This window comes from Labrys sp. HAY1-8F (assembly GCF_056754975.1).
Genome location: NZ_JBPGWZ010000002.1, coordinates 949825 through 969587 on the forward strand (window position 1 = coordinate 949825; position 19763 = coordinate 969587).

The window sequence follows — 19763 nt, forward strand, 5'->3', positions numbered from 1 at the left end:
GACTTTGCGCCTACCAGCTCGTTCTCGCACTGGAGGCGAGTCCGTTGCCCGGTATGATGGCCAGTGCGATCAGCCAGCCGACCATCGGGCCGCTGAACAGGCCGAATGTCGCCAGAGCCTGTTGCCAGGACGCCAGGGCACCCCGGTCGAGAAAGAAGATCGCGATCGCGACGGCCAGCAGATAGAGGCTCAGAAAGGCCGGGATCACCAGGCCGGACCAACCGAAATCATGCAGGCGCTTGCGTGAAAGGCAGATGGCGGACCAGGCAATGGCCGCAACAAAGGCGAAGGAGCCCAAGCCATAGGGGCCGCTCCAGCCTTGCAGGGCATGGTGACCGCCGACCGTAAGCGCCGCCAGCAGCACGACACCGGCGGTGAAGGCAACGCGATCGATCGCCCCGGAAGGCGATAGCAGCAAACGCAAGATGACGACTGACAGCATTGTCCTGACAACGTACTGAACCCAAGCTGGATATGTCTGTAACATCCGGGGGTTAACGTCGCGTTTCGAAGTTTTGAGTCGACTTGCCGGCATCTTGCCTTGCTACAGCCGCCCCGTTGCCACCCGCATCTTGTCGGCCAGCCCGCCGCCGATTCGCCGATAGAGGGCGTGGGCAATCTGCTCGTCTCGCTTGCACAGCGCCTTGAGCTTGTCCTGGTCGAAGGCCAGCACGCGTACGGCATTTTCCGTGATCACCGTTGCGGTCGCCGGTACGCCGGTGGCAAAGGACACGTCCCCGACGAAAGCCCCGGCACCGACATGGGCAACGAGTTGGTCGCGCACGCGCACCTCGGTCTGGCCTTCACAGATGAAAGTGAGCTCATGCACCGGATCGGCCTCGGTGGTCACCACCGAGCCCGGTTCCAAAGTGCGCCATTCGGCCGTCCGCAGAAGCTGGGCAATCTGCGCCTTGTCGAGATCGCCGACGATCGGCTTGATGAAAGCCTGTTCGTCGGCGGAGAGCTTGAGACTGAGACGGTCGCGCAGGAGAATGCCGAGCTGCACCAGATTGATCAGGATGAAGGCGCTGTCCCAGGCGATCGACGGCCAGACAGCCGAGCCGCTGAACAGGAAATAGACAACCTCCAGGGCAATGCCGACCACCGCCGCCAGCCGCAGCCAGAAGATGTTGGTCAGGAGATAGGAGATGGCGATGATGGCATAGGCGATGTGGCCAGGGAGCGCGCCCCAGCTGAAGAACTGGTCCCAGACGCTCAAACCCACTCTCCCTCGACCGCAAATGCCGGACTGACATACCAAGTCTCGAAAATGCTGACGCATCCGAGATGCAAACGCCTGACGGTTTTCGACACCAAATCAAAGATTTGGCGAAAATCATCAGATAGAACCAAGACGCATTGAAAATGCCTCTCGGTATCAGGCAAAATCCATGATCACCGCATCGACCGCCAGCGTATCGCCCGGCTTGACGCGGATCTTCTTGACGGTGGCGTCGCGCTCGGCACGCAGAACGTTCTCCATCTTCATGGCCTCGACGACGCAGAGCGCCTCCCCGGCCTTGACCTCCTGCCCCTCGACGACCTCGATGGCCCGGACCAGTCCGGGCATCGGACACAGCAAGGCCGTCGTAAGCGCGGTGCTGTTCTTGACCGGCATCAGGCGGGCTAGCTCTGCTTCGCGCCGGGTGTAGATGCGGATATCGGCGGCGGTGCCGCGATGGGCCAGCACCACACCGTTGGGAATCGCCCGTACCAGCATGGACACCAGCTCGCCGTGGATGCGGCCCGACCATACTGGCTGGCCGGGCTTCCAGTCCGAGGTGAGTGTCACCAGGCGCTCCGGCGCCCCTTCCGGCGTGAGGAAGGTCACCTGCATCTCCCCGCGCGCCTCGTCCACCTCGACGGTAAAGGCGGTGTCGCCGAGAACCGCCATGCGGCGGCGCTCGAACACCACGGGCTTGCCGACCATCTGCCCACTGATGCTGCGCTTGCGTTGGTTCTGGATATGGTCGATTGCCGTCGCAACCGCCGCCAGCCTGTCAGCAACCGCCCCCTTGGGCGGGCTGACCGAAAATCCGCCGGGGAACTCTTCGGCGATGAAAGCGGTCGACAGCCGTCCTTCCTTCCAGCGTTCATGCTGCATGAGCGCCGAGAGGAAGGGAATATTGTGGCGAATGCCTTCGATGGCAAAGCCGTCGAGCGCATCCGACATGGCGGCGATCGCGCCGGCACGCGTCGGGGCATGCGTGCAGAGCTTGGCGATCATCGGGTCGTAGTGGAGCGAGATCTCGCCTCCCTCGAACACGCCGGTGTCGTTGCGAACCGTCACGCCCTTCTCGCGCCGTTCGGCCGGTGGGCGATACTGGGTCAGGCGGCCGATCGAGGGCAGGAAATTGCGCAGCGGGTCCTCGGCGTAGACGCGTGATTCCACGGCCCACCCGGAGAGCTTGATGTCGGACTGCTTCAGCGCGAGCTTTTCGCCGGCAGCGACGAGGAACATCTGCTCGACCAGATCGATGCCCGTCACCAGTTCGGTCACGGGATGCTCAACCTGCAGGCGGGTGTTCATCTCCAGGAAGTAGAAGCTCTTGTCCTGCCCGGCCACGAACTCGACGGTGCCGGCGGAATCATAATTGACCGCCTTGGCGAGCGCGACGGCCTGGGCCCCCATCAGGGCCCGCGTCTCCGCATCCAGCAGAGGCGACGGCGCTTCTTCGATCACTTTCTGGTTGCGGCGCTGGATCGAGCATTCACGCTCCCCCAGATGGATGACGTTGCCATGCTTGTCGCCGAGGACCTGGATTTCGATGTGGCGGGGCTCGACGATGAACTTCTCGATGAAGACGCGGTCGTCGCCGAAGCTCGCTTTCGCCTCGGAACGCGCCAGGCGGAAGCCCTCCTCCACCTCCGCGGCCGAATGGGCGATGCGCATGCCCTTGCCGCCGCCGCCGGCGGAGGCCTTGATCATCACGGGGTAGCCGATCTCCGTAGCGATGCGGATGGCCGCCGCGCTATCCTCGATGATGCCGAGATGGCCGGGTACGGTGGAAACGCCCGCCGCCGCCGCGGCCTTCTTGGATTCGATCTTGTCGCCCATCGCCGCGATGGCATGCGGATTGGGACCGACGAAAATGATGCCGGCCTCCTTGAGCGCCGTGGCAAAGGCCTCCCGCTCCGACAGGAAGCCGTAACCAGGATGCACCGCATCGGCGCCGGTCTGGCGGCAGGCCTCGATGATCTTCTCGATCTGTAGATAGGATTGAGCCGCGGCCGGCGGGCCGATATGGACGGCCTCGTCCGCCATCTCGACGTGCAGGGCATCGCGATCGGCATCGGAATAGACGGCGACCGTGGCGATGCCCATCCGGCGTGCCGTCTTGATGATGCGGCAGGCAATTTCTCCGCGATTGGCAATCAGAACTTTGGAAAACATGCCCGCAATCACCCAGGATGGCTCGAATGGGCTCGCTGCCCTTGACTAGGGCGTCTCATAGATTTCGGCCGTACGCAATAAGTCGGCTTGGAGATTCAGGCGACGTACACCGCTGATCGCGGCATCGGGGTGCTTCCGGCCATATCCCTGTTCCCTCCACGCTTTACGCTCCCCGCCCCTTTGCTAAGATCCAGCCTGGCTTCAAGGGTGGTGGGGACCGCATGCATATGAGGATCGTCCTGGCGCTCGCGATATTCGTGGGCACGTGGTGCGCCGCCGGCGCGGCCCACGCCGACAAGCGCGTTGCCCTGCTGATCGGCAATGCCCGCTATCAGAACGCCACGGCACTGATCAATCCGCCCAATGACGTCAGTGGCATGAAGGCGGCGTTGAACCAGGCCGGCTTCACCGTGATCCAGCCCGAAAACGACCTCACCCGTCAGGGCATGGTGCAGGCGCTGCGAGCGTTCGAAACGCAAGCTGCAACGGCGGACGTGGCCGTGATCTATTACTCGGGCCATGGCATGGAACTCAACGGCATCAATTATCTGCTGCCGGTGGATGCACGCCTTGCTACGGACCGGGACGTCGAGGATGAGGCGGTGACCCTCGACAGGGTGCTGCGCTCGCTCGAAGGAGCCTCCCGCCTCAAGCTGGTGATCCTGGATGCCTGTCGCAACAATCCCTTCCTGCCGCGCATGGGCCGCAGCAACAGCAATCGGGCGGTCTCGCGCGGCCTGGCTCGTGCCGAGCCGGCCAGCACCAACACGCTGATTGCCTATTCGGCAGCAGCCGGCACCGTGGCCGCCGACGGCAATGGCCTGAACAGCCCTTTCACCGCCTCGCTGATCAAGCGCATCATCGAGCCCGGCATCGATGTCCGCATCATGCTCGGCAATGTGCGCGACGACGTCATGGCCGATACCGGGAACCAGCAACAGCCCTTCGTCAACGGATCGCTCGGCGGCGGCGTCCTGTCCCTGATGGCAGCACCGGCCCAAGCCGGCGCCCCTCCCGCCACGGACGCGCTTTTCGGCGAGGCTTCGCAGATCTGGCCGACGCTGCGGGGCAGCACGGATATTGGCGAGCTCGAAACCTTCCGCAAGCGCTATGCCAACACCTTCTTCGGCGAGTTGGCCGACAAGCGCATTAAGGAACTCTCGGCGCTGGCGACCACCAAGACCATACCGTCCGTCATCCCACAGACAGCGCCCGATCCCGGCCCCCCGCAGAAGCAGGCGGCGGCCGTCACCCCGGTGAGACCGGCAGTTCCACCGCCTGAAACCGAATGCGACAGGCTGGCCGCCAGCCCCCTGGATCCGGACCGGGTCGGCGCCGGCGTGCTGTTCGGGCAGATCGATGCCGCCCGGGCCGTCGCGGCCTGCAACGGCGGCCTGCAGCAATATCCCGGGACCAAGCGGCTGCTCTTTCAATATGGGCGCGCCCTCGATGCCGCCAAGCGCCACGCCGAAGCCTTCGCCACCTACCAGCAGGCCTTTGAGGCCGGCAGCCTCGCCGCGGCTCACAATCTGGCCTTCCTCTATCGCGAGGGCACCGGTGTGCCGCGCGATTATGCCGAAGCCATGCGCTGGTTCCGCAAGGCGGCCGATGGCGGCTATGCCAATTCCTATGTCAGTATCGGCTATCTCTACGAGCTCGGGCTCGGCGTGCCGCGGGACTATGCCGAAGCTATGCGCTGGTATCGCCAGGGCGCCGACCGTGGCGATGTGGAAAGCCACGCCAACATCGCCTTGCTCTATGAGGGCGGCAAAGGCACGAAGCGCGATTATGCCGAGGCCTTGCGCTGGTACCGGAAGGCTGCCGATCTCGGCGACACCAACAGCTTGGCCAGCCTCGCCTCCTATTACAACAACGGCCGTGGTACCGCGAAGAATCCGGTGGAAGCCGCCAACTACGCCTTCAAGGCCCTGGAGCGCGGTTCCGAGTTCGAGCTCAATGAGCTCTTGACCAACGCCAAGGCGTGGTCTCCGCGCTTCCACTCCGAGATGCTGCTCAAGCTCAAGGCCCGGGGCTATTACAACGGCCCGATCACCGCCAGCTTCAACGAACAGGCCCGCTCCGCCCTGCGCAAGCTGGCGGGCCGGTGAAGCTGGAGCGTTTTGCGATTTGGTGGAATCGCCCAGAATCGCAAAGACGCGTCGAAACGAAGCGTTAAAGCAAACGAGCGTTCCGTCATGAATGCGCTTTGCTCTAAGGATGAACAGCCTCATATCGAGAGTCATCCCTAAGCAGAGTTTCCTGACGAGGTCCACGGATGGGGCTCGTCAGGAAACTCTGCAAATGTCTGAAATCCTGCAGATTCTTCCTGATCGTGCCCATGGCCCGATCAGGAAGAATCTGCTTGGCAACCAACACCTTGCTGGAAAAGCAGAATGCCGGCCCCGGGGCCGGCATTCGATGACATCGGTCAATGGGCTCGAGCCGGTCAGATCATCTGGCTGATCGGCTTGTCCCAGCTGTTGGTCGCCGCCATCTGGCGCGGATCGACCAGGGCCAGCAGAGCCCGCTCCGCGCGGCTTACCCGGCCATCGTGCTGGATGCGCCGGTTCAGCCAGGCGCTGTCGCGATCGGCCAGGACCACTGGCGTGGTCAGCGAGCGGCCACCCGTATCGCTCGGCTGGTTGGTGGCCAGCAGATGCGCCTGAATGGTTTCGGCGAACAGTCCGTCCCAGGCCGGATCTTCACTGTTGCAGCCTTCGGCCATATCGAACAGCATCTCGGCTTCCTGGCGCGAGATGATGCGGCGCTTGGCGCCCCTCTCGACCTGAAAAAGACGAGCCATGCTGGCGATATCCTGCGTGTCGATCACGCGGGAGAAATGGATGCGGCCTTTGGCGGCCGGTCCCTCGCCCGTCATCGCAGCGTGCTGGATTTGATGCAGCGCGAAGCTGGCCAGTTCGTCGGGCACGCTGTCAGCCTGCTCGACCAGTCGGATCAGCAGACCGAGTTCGGCGGCATTGGCCACCAATCCCTCGCCGCCATCGAGCATCGAAAGGAGCCAGGCTCCCTGCTCCTTGGAAATGCTGCCCTTGGGTTCGTTACGATCCAGGACGAAAGCCGTCAGCATTTCCTCGAAGAGGGCGTTAAAATTCTTGTTGCGTCCTGCCAATACGCCCTGAAGCGCAAAGAGTGCGTCGGCATCGGCGGCCTGGAGCAGCGCGCCGTCCTGCCAACGCTGACGCATTTGCTGAACTTCGGAATCCTCGATCGAACCACGCTCCAGAGCGGGCTCAACTAGAGTTGCGATAGGTGACGTCACCATGGGGTCGTGCCTTGCCTTGGTTTGCGCCTAACTCGCGGCGCCTCATGAAACCCAATTTGAGCCTGGATCACTCAAACTGGCGTTAATGAGTCTCACCCTAAGGGCCGCACATGGCCAAAGAATGTGCTGTTCGCCACAATCCTGTGGCAATGTCGGGCCGAAATCCGATCATTCACAGCTTTGAGCTTGGCGGCCGCCGAGGGCTCGACGAGAGAGCTGATGTAAAGAGGCCGATCCGATACACCTGATATCTATCTGATATCAAACCCTTTTCAGGGTTCAGCCATGCCGCAGCCGCAGGCCTGCCCTGCGAGGTGCGCCTCGCGCAGCGGATATGCGGGAAACGCCGCTCGCGGGATTCACCATGTTTTGTTATTTTCCCCTACGGCAAGCGAAATAACCGGTGGAGCCATCCCGGTCAGTCTCAAGTTTGAGACTGACCGTTATAGCGGGATGTTGTCATGCTTCTTGCGCGGAGCCTCGACATGCTTGTTGCGCAACATGGCCAAGGCGCGCGCCACGCGTTTGCGCGTCTGTGAGGGCTGGACCACTTCGTCGATATAGCCGCGCTCGGCGGCGACGAAGGGGGAGAGGAATCGGTCCTCATAGCCCTTGACGTGCTTGGCGATCTTTTCCGGATCATCCATGTCCTGGCGGAAGATGATCTCCACGGCTCCCTTGGCGCCCATCACCGCGATCTGGGCGGTCGGCCAGGCATAGTTGACATCGGCCCCGACATGCTTGGAGGCCATGACGTCATAGGCGCCGCCATAGGCCTTGCGGGTGATCACGGTCACCAGGGGCACCGTGGCCTGCGAATAGGCGAACAGGAGCTTGGCACCGTGCTTGATCAACCCGCCATATTCCTGCGCCGTGCCGGGCAGGAAGCCGGGAACGTCGACCAGCGTGACGATCGGGATCTCGAAGGCGTTGCAGAAGCGCACGAAACGAGCAGCCTTGCGGCTGGCGTCGGAATCGAGCACGCCGGCCAGCACCATCGGCTGGTTGGCCACGATGCCGACGGTCCGCCCGGCAATGCGCGCGAAGCCCGTGATGATGTTGCGCGCGAACTTCTCCTGGATCTCGAAGAAGTCCCCCTCGTCCGCCAGCTTGGTGACAAGCTCCTTCATGTCATAGGGTTTGTTGGGATTGTCGGGCACCAGCGTGTCGAGCGAGGGCTCGAGCCGCTCGATATCGTCGAAGGACGGGATCTCCGGCGGCCCCTCGCAATTATTGGCCGGCAGGAAGTCGATCAGCCGTCTCATCTGAAGCAAGGCCTCGACATCGTTCTCATAGGCACCGTCGGCCACGGAGGAGCGTACGGCATGCACCGAAGCGCCGCCGAGTTCCTCGGCCGTCACCGTCTCGTTGGTCACCGTCTTGGTGACGTCGGGGCCGGTGACGAACATGTAGCTGGTGTCCTTCACCATGAAGATGAAGTCGGTCATCGCCGGCGAATAGACGTCGCCGCCGGCGCAAGGACCCATGATCAACGAGATCTGCGGGATCACGCCGGAGGCCAGCACATTGCGCCGGAACACCTCGCCATAACCACCGAGCGCAGCGACGCCCTCCTGGATACGGGCACCACCGGCGTCGAACAGACCGATGATCGGCGCCCGGTTCTTGAGTGCCATATCCTGGATCTTGTTGATCTTGGTGGCGTGGGTCTCCGACAGCGAGCCGCCGAACACCGTGAAGTCCTTGGCGAAGACGAAGACCTTGCGGCCATTCACCGTACCCCAGCCGGTGACGACGCCATCGCCAGAGATATGCGCACGGTCCATGCCGAAATCGACGGCGCGATGCTCGACGAAGGCATCGAATTCCTCGAAGGAACCGGCATCGAGCAGCAATTCCAGGCGCTCGCGTGCGGTAAGCTTGCCCTTGGCGTGCTGTGCTGCGATGCGTTTTTCGCCACCGCCCAGCAGGGCCTGGGTGCGGCGTGACTGGAGTTCGGCCAGGATATGCTTCATGAAGGGCGCTTCCCGCGGCTCTTGTTTGAACCTGCCGCGCCTTGTTCCATACAGCGATATCGCCCGGATTTCATCGTGCTCCGCCATTCCCCGGCGAAATTCCACAGGAACCGGCGCTTGTTGGCGCAAAACGCAGCTTGAGCAGGAAGGCCGCGGCCAGTGTGATGCCGGCCAGCGCCAGGGAGAGGACGAGCGCCCCCTCTTGGCCCCACCATTCGATCACGCGGGCATAGATGACAGGCGCTCCGGCCGAAACGACGAAGCTCGGCGCCAGCAAGCGGCCGGTGATGGCGCCATAGGCGCGATGGTCGAACAGAACGAGCGGGACCGTGCCCCGCGTAATCGTTGCGAGGCCGTTGCCGGCGCCATAGCCAAGGGCGAACAGCATGGCGGCCGCCAACGAGTAGCCACCGGCGAACCCTGCGGCAAAGGAGAGCGGCAGAAGAGAGCAGGCCAGGAGATTGAGCGCGAGCGGATGCAGGCGGGTGCCAAACAAGATCTCGGCAAGCCTCGCGGCGGACTGGCCGATGCCCCGCAGCGTCGCGACCCAGACCGCCGAGGTCTGAGCGAGGCCAAGCCCCGCCAGGATGGCGATCATGTGGGATGACATGCCGGCGTTCAGAAAATTCATGATAGTAGTGATCAGGGCGTAGAGCACGCCGGCAAGAAGGAGGCCGGAACCGGTTCCGCCGAACGTCGGCCGGGAGTCCTCCGCATTGGGTACCGGCCTGTCGCGATGACGAATTGTAGGTAACGCCAAAGCGAGCGGTGCCATCGCCAGCATCAGGCCGGCATAGACGAGGACGGCTCCCCGCCAGCCTAGACTATTGGCCAGCGCCGTTCCCAACGGCCAGAACGCAGTGGAAGAAAGTCCGCCGGGCAGTGTGATCTGGGCCATCGCGCGGCTCGCATCGGCCCCACCGACGCGCGCCAGGGCGGCGAAGGCGGCATCGTAAAGCGTCAGCCGCATGGCCACGCCCAACACCAGCCAGGCGGCGAAATAAGCCGGCAGGGAATGGCTGGCGGCCAGCCCCAGGCATCCCAGGGCGGCGAGCACCGATCCGGTCGCCATCATGCCGCGGCCGCCGTGACGATCGATCAGCCGCCCGCAGAGCGGCGAAACCAGTCCCATCATCAGCAGAGCCAGGGCAAAGCCGCCATAGACGATGTCGCGCGACCAGCCAAGGTCCTCGGCCATCCGCTCGCCGAAGCCGCCGACCAGATAATAGGTGGCGCCCCAGGCCACGAACTGGAAAAGGCCGAGACAAAGGACGGTACGACGCTCGATCACCGCCCGGCCTCGCTGTCGAGGGGCGGCGCGCCATTCCCGATCCCGAGGGAACGCTGCATCAGTACGGTGTCGACCCAACGCCCGAGCTTGAAGCCGACCGATGTCAGCACGCCCGCCTCGGAAAAGCCCAGGCGCCGATGCAAGGCGATCGAACCGGTATTGCCGCTATTGCCGATGATGGCCAGCATCTGACGCCAGGGGCCGGCCTCGCAGCGGGCGATCAGTTCCTCCAACAGGAGGCGACCAGCGCCTCGCCCACCCATGTCCGGGGCGACATAGACGGAATCCTCGACGGTGTAGCGATAGGCCGGGCGTGGCCTGTAGGCCGTAGCGTAGCTGTAGCCCACCACGCGCCCTTCCGCCTCCGCCACGAGATAGGGCAGTCCCTGGGCGAGAACGCCGCGGCGGCGCGAAACCAGCTCATCCAGGCTTGGCGGCACTTCCTCGAAGCTCGCCAGCCCCTGCAGCACGTGGTGGGCATAGATCGGCTGCACCGCCGCCATGTCGCTCTCGCGGGCATCCCGCACGAGGATCGCAGCGGCGTTGGCGGCTGGTTCCATCCGATTCGCTGTCATTGCCATCGCCTGATTGCATCCCTTCATAGCAGGATCGCTCCTCGTCGCCACGGGGTGACCGGCCAGCGCTCCGCGCCGGGTGACGCCGACATCGGCCAGCAAACGGTCGTCGAGTTCTCGCAATGCCGCCCGCTGATGCAGGCATGACCGGGGCGACAAAGCGAGATAGCGCCCCGTTCCCCTGACAGCTGCCATGAATGCCGTCGGCAGCGACAGGTGCTCTGCCATCTCGCGTTCTTCCCGTTTTGTGAAACCGGCCGGATTGTTGCTCCTCGCTTGAAATAAATGAAGCTTTGGAAAATCATGCAAAGCATAAGAAAATTTTTGGTACGAGAATAACTCCGATATGAACAACCTCAATCTCGACCACCTCAAAGCCTTCGCCGATGTCGTCGAGCTCGGCAGTTTCTCGGCGGCGGCGGAACGGCTGAACCTGACGCAACCCGCCGTCAGCCTGCAGGTCCGTCAGTTGGAGCGGCGCTTCGGCACCTTGTTGGTCGAGCGCGTTGGCCGCCGGACAAGACCGACGGCGGCCGGCGCAGACCTCCTGCTCCACGTCGCCCAAATCGATGCCGCAGTGCAGGCGGCGCTGGAAGCCGTGGCGCGCCATGACGGAAAGGTCATGGGAAAGGTACGCATCGGTACGGGCGCGACGGCTTGCATCTTCCTGTTGCCACCGGTTCTCAAGAAATTGCGGCAAGCCTTTCCGAACCTGGAAATTATCATCTCCACCGGCAATACGGCTGAGATCGCCAAGGCAGTCGAAGACAATCGCCTCGACATTGGCCTGGTCGCATTGCCGCTCTCCAGCCGTTCCCTGGAGATCGTTCCCGTGCTGGATGACCCGTTCCTGCTGATCGGCCCGCCGGGCATGACGCTCACGCAGGAGGCGACGGCAGCAGTGGTCGCCGAGTTGCCGCTGCTGCTTTTCGAGCCAGGAGGCAATACCAGGCGCATCGGCGACGAATGGTTTGCTCGGGCAGGATTGTCGCCCAAACCGGTGATGTCGCTGGGCAGCGTCGAAGCGATCAAAGAACTGGTCAAGGCAGGGCTCGGGTGCTCTATCCTGCCCAAAATGGCGGTTCGGGCAGAGGCAACGGCTTTCACCGTACGAAGCCTGGCTCCCCTCCTGCATCGAACTCTGGCAGTGGTGCTCCGACGCGACAAGCCACTTCATCGCGGTCTGAAGGAAGTCTTTCGAGCCCTGCAGACCTTGGCGTGAGATGATCGAGGAATTGAAACCAGCGCTTGAACCTTTCGCTGCAGCGCGTTAGTTCGACGTGCTCATCCTCATCGATAGGAAAACCCCATGTCGAGCTTGGCCGAACTGCGCCCCGATGCCCTCGCTGCCCTCCACGGCGAACTGACGCGCGAATATGAGGCCTTGAAAGACCGCAAACTCTCCCTCGACATGACGCGCGGCAAGCCGGCACCCGAACAGCTCGACCTTGCCGAAGGCATGCTCGCTCTGCCCGGCAACCGCGACCATCTCAGCGAAGCCGGTGAGGACACCCGCAACTATGGCGGCCTGCAGGGACTGGCCGAGGTGCGCAACCTGTTTGCGCCGGTGCTCGGCGCGCCCGCCGCCCAGGTCATCGTCGGCAACAATTCCAGTCTGGCATTGATGCACGACGTCCATGTCTATGCATTGCTGCGCGGTGTCCCCGGCGGGCAGAAGCCCTGGAGCAAGGAAGAGGAGATCGCCATCCTCTGCCCGGTGCCGGGCTATGACCGGCATTTCGCCTTGAGCGAATCCTTCGGCATCAAGCTCATCCCGGTGCCGCTCACCGGCGAAGGCCCCGACATGGACGAAGTCGAGCGCCTGGCCGCCGACCCGAAGGTCAAGGCGATCTGGTGCGTACCGCAATATTCCAACCCCAGCGGCGAGACCTATTCAGACGCCGTGGTCGAACGCCTGGCGCGCATGAAGACGGGAGCCGCGGACTTCCGCATCCTATGGGACAACGCCTATGCGCTGCACCATCTCGGTGACACCCGGCCGCATCTCGCCAACATCCTGGAGGCCTGCGCGGCAGCAGGCAATGCCGACAGGGCTGTTGTCTTCGCCTCGACCTCGAAGGTCACCATCGCCGGCGCAGGCCTTGCCTTTATCGCCGCCTCCCCCGCCAATGTGCGCTGGTATCTCGACAATGCGAGCAAGCGCACGATCGGCCCCGACAAGCTCAACCAATTGCGCCATGTCCGCTTCCTGCGCGATCTCGACGGCATCCACGCCCATATGGAAAAGCACCGTTCCTTGATCGCCCCGAAATTCGCGGCAGTCGAAGAAGCCTTCGAACGCCGGCTCGCCAGCCATGGCTTCGCGCGCTGGACCAGGCCTGCCGGCGGCTACTTCATCATTCTGGATGTGCTAGAGGGCACGGGCTCCCGCGTAGTGGCGCTCGCCAAGGCCGCCGGCCTGGCGCTTACCCCGGCCGGTTCCACGCATCCTTACGGCAGGGACCCTGAGGACCGGACCTTGCGCATCGCGCCGACCTATCCGAGCCTCGCCGAGGTAAAGCTGGCCGCCGATGCCGTGGCACTCTGCACCTTGCTGGCGGCGTGTGAAAAGCGCATGGCTGCGTAAAGGATCTGGAGCGCGGACAGGATGTCCGCGCTCCAGATTACCGTCCCAGTGCCAGCAGGCGAGACGCCGCTTCCATCTCGCGCCAGCGCCATGCGCGGCGTTTCTGAGCCTCTTCGTCCTGGCCCCAGAGCTCGGCCTGATAATCTTCGTCGATATGGGCCGCGGCCCAGGCCGCCTCCGGCTCCAGATAACCGTCTGCAACCGCCAGTGCCAGGATGACGGAACCGGTCAGCGTGGTGACCGCGTGGAGGCTGGCGAGGCCGTATTCGTCATGGCGGGCCACGGCCTCGGCAATGGCGGCCAGGGCTTCTGGGGATTGCTGCTTGTGCTGGATGCCGCGCGTGACGACGAGCTTGGCACCCAGATGACCGGCTGCCCAGGCCAGCACCGGATCCCAGGCTTCGGCCTGGCGCCGAACCAATTCTTCGGGTTGGTCCGCTCTGTAGCAGAGCAAATCCGAGCCGCCATATTTGGCGATCTCGTCGATCACGGCCTGCCGCGACGTGCGCACGCCATCGATCGCCGAGTTGGCGATACGGGTGATCGGCATGGAGAAGGGATCGATATGGCTCCCCTGCCCGTTCCACTCCGCTGCCGCGGCCTCGGCCATTTCAGGCCTGACAAAGGCCAGCAAGGCCTTGGCGGGGGTACGGGCGACCCGTCCGTCCAGCGCCACGGCATGCTGCCCTTCCCGCTCGACCACGCTCGCCTGACTGTAAAAGCGCTTGGGCAGTTCGGGCTTCATGCCCTTCTGGGCGGCATGCATCGGATCGGGCGTGGCGCCGTCGCGGAACCAGTCGCTATAAAAATCGCGGTCGCTCATTGTGGCTGAGGCACCCTGAAAGCTTCGACCAGCGGCAGCAATTGCCCGAAGTCGTCGATGATATGATCGGCCCCCGCCTCGGTGAGCTCAGAAACCGGGTGATTGCCCCAGCTGACGCCGATGGTGCGGGCACCGGCGCTGCGCCCCATCAAGATGTCGAAACTGGTATCGCCGATCATGATGGCATCCTCTGGGCGCAGGCCCACCTCGCCAGCCCCCTGCACGACCATGCCGGGATCGGGCTTGGAGGGCGCGGTATCGGCGGTCTGGATCGTGGCGAACAACCCCTCCCAGCCGAAACTTTCGAGGATACGATCGACGCCGCGGCGTGACTTGCCGGTCGCCAGGCCAAGGATCACATCATCGCGCCGGCGCAACTCGGCCACCGCCTCCGCCGCGCCCGGAAACAGCGGCGGCGCGAAGGCTGGGTCGTTGACGCGGGCGAGAAAGGCTTCGCGATAGAAGCCGGCAGCCTTTTCGATATCGCCGGTGCTGGTGTCGTCGCCGAACAGGCGCTGGATTGCAGGCACCAGCGAGAGCCCGACGATGCTTAGCATCTCCGCGCGCGGCAGCGTCGGCCGCCCCATGCCCTTGAAAGTCTCGACCAGGCAGGCGTGAATCAAGTGCTGGCTGTCAAGCAGCGTGCCGTCGACGTCAAACAGGACAAGTTTCACGTCTCAATCCTCCGGAGCGTCGACGATGGGATCATAGGCCGAGGTGTCGAAGCCCAAAATCTCGAAGCTCTGCTTCATATGCGGCGGCAAGGGTGCGGTGACGTCGAGCGTGCCGCCACGCGGATGTGGCAGGGTGATCCGGCGCGCATGGAGGTGCAGCTTCTTCGGCAGTTCCTCGGGAATGTTTTCCATGGCTTCCCCATATTTGGGGTCGCCGATAATGGGATGGCCGATATGGGCGGTATGGGCGCGCAGCTGATGGGTGCGGCCGGTCACAGGCTTGAGCGAGAGCCAGGACACCGAATTGGCAGCGCGATCGACCAGCGAATAATAGGTGATCGAATGCACGGCTTCTTCATCGCCATGCTTCATCACCCGGACCTTCTCGCCGTCCATGCCGAGCTGCTTGGACAGGAAGAGCGAGATACGGCCCTGCTTGGGCGCAGGCACGCCCTTGACCAGGGCCCAATAGATCTTGCGGGCCGAGCGGGTGCGGAAGATCGCGCCCAGATCGGAGGCCGCCTTGCGCGTCTTGGCCAGCACCAGCACGCCGGAAGTATCGCGATCGAGACGATGGACGAGACGGGGCTTCTCGCCATCCGGCCCGGCCAGAGCCGCGAGCATGCCGTCGACATGACGCTCGGTGCCGGAACCGCCCTGGACGGACAGGCCATGCGGCTTGTTGATCACCAGGACGTCGCTATCCTCGTGCAGGATCAGGGAGCGGATGAAATCGGCGTCCTTCTGGTTCTGCGACGAGCGCTTGACGCTGGTGATCGCCGGATCGGAACGCGGCAGCGGCGGCACGCGAACAGTTTGATCCTTGCTGAGGCGGTCATTGGTCTTGACGCGCGCGCCGTCGACCCGGATCTGGCCGGAACGCAGCAATTTTTGCAGATGGCCGAAGGCGAGCTCCGGGAAATGCGTCTTGAACCAACGGTCGAGACGCATGCCGTCCTCATCGGCGGTGACAGTACGGGTTTCGACCAGAAAGGACATCAAGGTTCCGACAGTGATTAAGGGATCGCGTCCCTATAAAGCAGCGCGGCGCCGCTGTCTGCCGGAAATCTCCCAAAGGCGCGTCGCCTACCGGTTGAACCTGCGGATGGGTCGACTTGCTAGGCTCGATGCAGTTCACCCGAGGGAGAAACGCTCCGATTTGTCATAGCCAGGCTCGGCCCTGCTATCCAGAAGCTCCCGCGCAACCGGCCAAGGCTGGATTGCCGGGTCATGCCCGGCAATGACGAGGGCCGCTAAGCCCCGACTTCCAGGCCCTCGATGCCCGGCAGCCCTTCACAGCAGTCGGCCACGAAGAAAGTCACGAAGGCGCTGGCCTTGCCGGCGGCGATGCGGCAGCGCTGTACCCGGCCCTGCCGTTCTTGCGTCATCAGGCCAACAGCCAATAATTGCGCGATATGATGGGCCAGCGTCGATTTGGGAATGCCAAGTTCCCTTTGGATGTCGCCGACAGCCAGGCCATCGTCTCCCGCCTTGATCAGCAGTTGAAAAATCTGAAGCCTGTGCGGGTGGCCGAGCTCAGCCAAACACCGCGCCGCATCGTCAAATGCCATATCCGCCAGCGCCATTGTGTTTTCGTGCGCCTCCAAAATGCTTCAAGATCGTCCAGGAATCGGCCAAGGACCGTCTGCGCCCCTGCCAGAAAGGATCAGCCCGGTCGAAAACTTTTTCAAGTTCGCTTCTCTCAATGCCGATATCACGCAACACCCGATCGCTCAGGGCATCGAAGTACTCGATATTGGCACGGCGCTGGCGCTCCGCAAGCAAATCCCCGAGAATGTCTTTGATCCAGCCAAACATGGTCGCCTCCTGAATAGCACCATAGTTCTAGAAATGTAGTCCTATTTTTCGAATTTACAAGGGGGCATGCGATGAAGCAGGAGGAGGACAAGCCGATACGGGCCAAGGGCGGCTGCCTGTGCGGATCGGTGCGTTATGTCGTCCGCGGTGCCCTGGCGGACGTCAAGGCTTGCCATTGCCTGATATGCCGGCGTCTGCACGGCTATTGTTGCGCCTACACGGCCTGCGATGCCGCCGATCTCGAGATCCTGCCCTCAACGCGACTGCGTTGGCATCGCGCTTCCCCAATGGCCCGGCGTGGCTTCTGCTCCAAATGCGGAGCACAGCTTTTTTCGATCGGCACCGGCCGCAATCATGTCTCCCTGACGGCCTCGAGCCTTGACGAGCCCACAGGCCTCAAGCTCGCCAAGCATGTCTGCGTGAATCAGAAGGGAGATTATTACGAACTTGCCGACGGCCTACCCCAAGAGGGTGGACGAGACCCGGGAGGTGGGCATTGAAGGGCCGGCCAGTCCCCCTCAACCCCATCTCCCCACGACAAGCGACAACAAAGGAAGATTGGTCATGTCCATAGGCCAGGAGCGTCCGATACGGGCGACGGGCGGCTGTCTGTGTGGTTCGGTGCGCTATACCATCCGCGGCGCCGTGCGCGACGTCTGGGCTTGTCACTGCATCTTATGCCGAAGGCTGCACAGCCATTTTGCGGCCTATGCGGCCTGCGATCCCGCCGATCTCGAAATCGCTCCGACGAACAAGCTGCGTTGGTACCGATCTTCGCCAACCGCCCGCCGCGGTTTCTGCTCCAAATGCGGTGCCCAGATCTTCTGGGATGGCAAGGGCAGCGACCACATATCCATTGCGGCCGGAACGCTCAACGAACCGACCGGCCTCAAACTGGTCAAGCATATCTGCGTGAATCAAAAGGGAGACTACTACGAGATTGGCGATGGCCTGCCGCAGGAAGGGCAAGAACGCGACTGTCTATGAACGCGCGGGCGTACCGGCTTTCAGAACATCGCCAATACGCCTGGCGGCGCTCGCCAGGACGTCCGCCTCAAATCCCGAAAAGCCGAGCACGAGGCCCTGACGGGCTGGGGTGTCCAGATACATGGGCGACAAGGCCCGCGCACCGATGCCTTCGGCGAACAATCGTTGGACCATGTCGCGATCACCCGCCGAAGCGGCCAGCGCCGCCACCAGATGGAGCCCATGCTCAGGCACGGCAAAGTCGAGTTCCCCTGCGCAATGAAGGCGTAGGGCGGTGACGAACCCATCCCGCGCAGACTGCACGCGGCGGCGGGCCCGGCGCAGATGGGCCGTGAAATGGCCATCGTTGAGGAAATCGGCGACGGCACCCTGCACCAGGGTCGGCGGCTGGCGGTCGGACAGGGTTCTCAGGCGCAGCACCCTGTCGAGCAGGGCCGCAGGCAGCACCGCATAGCCGATGCGGATGCCGGGGAACAGGACCTTGGAGAACGTACCGAGATAGGCGACCCGATCGGCGCCGTCCATGCCCTGCAAGGCGGTGAGCGGCGGACCCGAGAACCGGAATTCGCTGTCATAGTCGTCCTCGACGATCCAGGCATCGTTGCGATCAGCCCAGTCAATGAGAGCCAGGCGGCGGCGCATGGTCATGGTGACGCCGAGCGGGAACTGGTGGGAGGGCGTGACATAGACGAGACGCCCCCCAGCTTCGAGCGTTTCGCCCCTGGCGGCGTCGACCCCTTCCGCGTCGACGGGAACACCAATCAGCCTGGCGCCCGCCGCCTCCAGCGTGGCCCTGGCCAGAGGGTAGCAAGGATCCTCGATCCAGGCGGCATCGCCCGGCCGTAGAATGGTGCGCACGACAAGATCGAGCCCATGCATGGTCCCGGTGGTGACGACGATCTGCTCGGCATCGCAACGCACCCCCCGTGCCGCGCGAAGATAGGCAGCGATGGCTTCCCGCAGCTTGTTCCCGCCGCGCGGATCGCCATAACGGAAATGCTCCGGCCCCGGCTGGGCGAGGTTTCGCGAGAGCAGGCTGCGAAAGACACGCATGGTCTTGTCGTCGATGGTGGCCACCCCCAGTTCACAGGGGAGTGCCGCCGAGGCCGAGGCCTGCCCAGGCTCGCCGCCGGGCCGCTCCGAGACTGCCGGCACCTGCGCCGCGACGAAGGTACCCGCCCCGATTCGTGCCTCGGCGAAGCCGTCGGCGACGAGCATCTCGAAGGCGGCAACCGCGGCAGCCCGCGACAGGCCCAGCCGCCTGGCGAGGTCGCGCGTGGTCGGCAGTTTGGCGCCCGGCCGTGCCAGGCCCGTCTCGATCAGTCTACGTATGGCGACATAGAGTTCGCGCCTGCGCGGCCCTCGGCCTGGCAACACCGGCATGAGGGTCGACCAATCGGGCAAATTGGTTCGAATATTTTTATCCAAATTGGATCTTTCTTGAACCAATACGATGACGCACCTTGCGCATATTCATCGTTGAAAGCAAGGCACCATGAAAGAACAGGAAGCCACGCCAGAGCGCTTCGCCGTCAGCGCCCGCAATCGCCTGAAGCGGCGGCACGACCGCGGCCGCTATGATCACGAGGCGGTTTATGCCGTGCTCGATGCCGGCCTTCTGTGCCATGTCGCCTATGTCATCGATGGCCAGCCCTATTGCACGCCGACCATTCACTGGCGCGAGGATGACTGGCTCTATTGGCACGGTTCCTCGGCCAGCCGCATGCTGCGCAACCTCAAGGGCGGCGTCCCGGTCTGTCTCACGGTCTCGCATCTCGACGGGCTGGTGCTGGCGCGTAGCGGCTTCAATCATTCGGCCAATTATCGCTCGGCAATCTGCTTTGGCACCGCTCGTATCATCGACGATCCGGACGAAAAGGCGAAGGCGTTGCTCGGCGTGGTCGATCGCTTCTACCCCGGCCGTGCCGCGGAACTGCGCCAGACGCATGGGCAGGAAAGCAAGGCGACCATGGTGATCGGCATGCGCATCGAGGAGGCCTCGGCCAAAGTGCGCGCCGCCGGCGTCGGTGATGACGAGGAGGATTACGGCCACCCGGTATGGGCCGGCGTCATCCCGATCCAGACGGTGATCGGTGCCACCCAGGCCTGCCCTCGTCTGTTGCCCGGCATGGCAAAAGGCGCTGGCCTAGCCGGCTATCGTGCCGGACGGCGGCTCGATGAGGCTCTGCTCGAAGCCCAACAGCTCTATGAAGAGGAAGAAGAGGTGGCAGCCTGACGTTGCTGCCTGGGATCGCCGGCCATCGTCACCGCCATCCGGATAGTTGTGACGATACCTGAAGGCAGATACAGGCTTGAAGCCAGCGATATCAAGACTGAAGAGTCCAGCTCGAAGCC

At 63.5% G+C, this 19763-nt stretch carries 19 protein-coding genes; 6 read left to right on the forward strand and 13 right to left on the reverse strand.

Annotation, left to right across the window (positions count from 1 at the left end):
- Nucleotides 1-10: 10 nt before the first annotated feature.
- From ACR9ZN_RS13415 to ACR9ZN_RS13425, 3 genes are all read right to left on the reverse strand, one after another.
- Nucleotides 11-442 (reverse strand): hypothetical protein, encoded by a 432-nt coding sequence (locus tag ACR9ZN_RS13415; protein ID WP_068292206.1) that lies wholly within the window; start codon nucleotides 440-442, stop codon nucleotides 11-13.
- A gap of 102 nt (nucleotides 443-544) precedes the next feature.
- On the reverse strand, nucleotides 545-1219 hold the full coding sequence (locus tag ACR9ZN_RS13420; protein WP_454814346.1) for a Crp/Fnr family transcriptional regulator: 675 nt from the start codon (nucleotides 1217-1219) through the stop codon (nucleotides 545-547).
- A gap of 159 nt (nucleotides 1220-1378) precedes the next feature.
- Complete coding sequence (locus ACR9ZN_RS13425; RefSeq protein ID WP_481272433.1) at nucleotides 1379-3394, reverse strand: acetyl-CoA carboxylase biotin carboxylase subunit; 2016 nt, start codon at nucleotides 3392-3394, stop codon at nucleotides 1379-1381.
- Nucleotides 3395-3615: 221 nt separating this feature from the next.
- Between ACR9ZN_RS13425 and ACR9ZN_RS13430 the strand changes: the two genes are divergently transcribed.
- Nucleotides 3616-5502: a caspase family protein gene (locus ACR9ZN_RS13430; protein ID WP_481272434.1), complete on the forward strand. Its 1887-nt coding sequence runs from the start codon at nucleotides 3616-3618 to the stop codon at nucleotides 5500-5502.
- Nucleotides 5503-5840: 338 nt separating this feature from the next.
- On the opposite strand, the gene ACR9ZN_RS13435 is transcribed toward ACR9ZN_RS13430, so the two are convergent.
- The 4 genes from ACR9ZN_RS13435 to ACR9ZN_RS13450 all read right to left on the reverse strand — a co-directional run bounded on the left by ACR9ZN_RS13435 (nucleotide 5841) and on the right by ACR9ZN_RS13450 (nucleotide 10747).
- Nucleotides 5841-6599, reverse strand: a complete 759-nt coding sequence (locus ACR9ZN_RS13435; protein WP_481272435.1) for a hypothetical protein — start codon at nucleotides 6597-6599, stop codon at nucleotides 5841-5843.
- A 521-nt stretch (nucleotides 6600-7120) separates the two neighbouring features.
- A complete protein-coding gene (locus ACR9ZN_RS13440; RefSeq protein WP_434956945.1) occupies nucleotides 7121-8653 on the reverse strand; it encodes an acyl-CoA carboxylase subunit beta in 1533 nt (510 codons plus the stop codon).
- Between the two features lie 70 nt (nucleotides 8654-8723).
- Nucleotides 8724-9944 carry an MFS transporter gene (locus ACR9ZN_RS13445; protein WP_481272436.1) on the reverse strand — a complete coding sequence of 407 codons (1221 nt, stop codon included), beginning with the start codon at nucleotides 9942-9944 and terminating at the stop codon, nucleotides 8724-8726.
- Nucleotides 9941-10747 (reverse strand): GNAT family N-acetyltransferase, encoded by an 807-nt coding sequence (locus ACR9ZN_RS13450; protein WP_481272437.1) that lies wholly within the window; start codon nucleotides 10745-10747, stop codon nucleotides 9941-9943. The genes ACR9ZN_RS13445 and ACR9ZN_RS13450 overlap by 4 nt, the downstream gene beginning before the upstream one ends.
- Before the next feature lie 118 nt (nucleotides 10748-10865).
- On the opposite strand from ACR9ZN_RS13450, the gene ACR9ZN_RS13455 reads away from it, so the two are divergent.
- Together ACR9ZN_RS13455 and ACR9ZN_RS13460 are read left to right on the forward strand one after the other, a co-directional pair.
- The gene (locus tag ACR9ZN_RS13455) at nucleotides 10866-11741 is read left to right on the forward strand and encodes a LysR family transcriptional regulator (protein WP_481272438.1); all 876 of its coding nucleotides are present in this window, start codon (nucleotides 10866-10868) and stop codon (nucleotides 11739-11741) included.
- A gap of 87 nt (nucleotides 11742-11828) precedes the next feature.
- On the forward strand, nucleotides 11829-13106 hold the full coding sequence (locus ACR9ZN_RS13460; protein WP_434956949.1) for an aspartate aminotransferase type Ic: 1278 nt from the start codon (nucleotides 11829-11831) through the stop codon (nucleotides 13104-13106).
- 37 nt (nucleotides 13107-13143) lie between these two features.
- Here the strand turns inward: ACR9ZN_RS13460 and ACR9ZN_RS13465 are convergent, their stop codons facing one another.
- The 5 genes from ACR9ZN_RS13465 to ACR9ZN_RS13485 form a co-directional block, all read right to left on the reverse strand.
- Nucleotides 13144-13929, reverse strand: a complete 786-nt coding sequence (locus ACR9ZN_RS13465) for an ATP12 family chaperone protein (RefSeq protein ID WP_454814364.1) — start codon at nucleotides 13927-13929, stop codon at nucleotides 13144-13146.
- The gene (locus ACR9ZN_RS13470) at nucleotides 13926-14603 is read right to left on the reverse strand and encodes an HAD-IA family hydrolase (RefSeq protein WP_454814366.1); all 678 of its coding nucleotides are present in this window, start codon (nucleotides 14601-14603) and stop codon (nucleotides 13926-13928) included. The genes ACR9ZN_RS13465 and ACR9ZN_RS13470 overlap by 4 nt, the downstream gene beginning before the upstream one ends.
- Nucleotides 14604-14606: 3 nt before the next feature.
- Nucleotides 14607-15602: an RluA family pseudouridine synthase gene (locus tag ACR9ZN_RS13475; RefSeq protein WP_434956952.1), complete on the reverse strand. Its 996-nt coding sequence runs from the start codon at nucleotides 15600-15602 to the stop codon at nucleotides 14607-14609.
- 254 nt (nucleotides 15603-15856) lie between these two features.
- On the reverse strand, nucleotides 15857-16189 hold the full coding sequence (locus ACR9ZN_RS13480; RefSeq protein ID WP_434956953.1) for an ArsR/SmtB family transcription factor: 333 nt from the start codon (nucleotides 16187-16189) through the stop codon (nucleotides 15857-15859).
- A complete protein-coding gene (locus ACR9ZN_RS13485) occupies nucleotides 16164-16421 on the reverse strand; it encodes a YjiS-like domain-containing protein (RefSeq protein WP_481272439.1) in 258 nt (85 codons plus the stop codon). Before ACR9ZN_RS13485 ends, ACR9ZN_RS13480 begins: the two co-directional genes overlap by 26 nt.
- A 71-nt stretch (nucleotides 16422-16492) precedes the next feature.
- On the opposite strand from ACR9ZN_RS13485, the gene ACR9ZN_RS13490 reads away from it, so the two are divergent.
- Nucleotides 16493-16921 carry a GFA family protein gene (locus ACR9ZN_RS13490; RefSeq protein ID WP_434956955.1) on the forward strand — a complete coding sequence of 143 codons (429 nt, stop codon included), beginning with the start codon at nucleotides 16493-16495 and terminating at the stop codon, nucleotides 16919-16921.
- A gap of 64 nt (nucleotides 16922-16985) precedes the next feature.
- Complete coding sequence (locus tag ACR9ZN_RS13495) at nucleotides 16986-17408, forward strand: GFA family protein (RefSeq protein WP_434956956.1); 423 nt, start codon at nucleotides 16986-16988, stop codon at nucleotides 17406-17408.
- Here ACR9ZN_RS13495 and pdxR read toward each other — a convergent pair.
- Nucleotides 17403-18791: a MocR-like pyridoxine biosynthesis transcription factor PdxR gene (gene pdxR, locus ACR9ZN_RS13500; protein WP_481272440.1), complete on the reverse strand. Its 1389-nt coding sequence runs from the start codon at nucleotides 18789-18791 to the stop codon at nucleotides 17403-17405. The genes ACR9ZN_RS13495 and pdxR overlap by 6 nt on opposite strands.
- A 112-nt stretch (nucleotides 18792-18903) precedes the next feature.
- Between pdxR and ACR9ZN_RS13505 the strand changes: the two genes are divergently transcribed.
- Nucleotides 18904-19644 carry a pyridoxamine 5'-phosphate oxidase family protein gene (locus ACR9ZN_RS13505; protein ID WP_481272441.1) on the forward strand — a complete coding sequence of 247 codons (741 nt, stop codon included), beginning with the start codon at nucleotides 18904-18906 and terminating at the stop codon, nucleotides 19642-19644.
- Nucleotides 19645-19763: the final 119 nt, after the last annotated feature.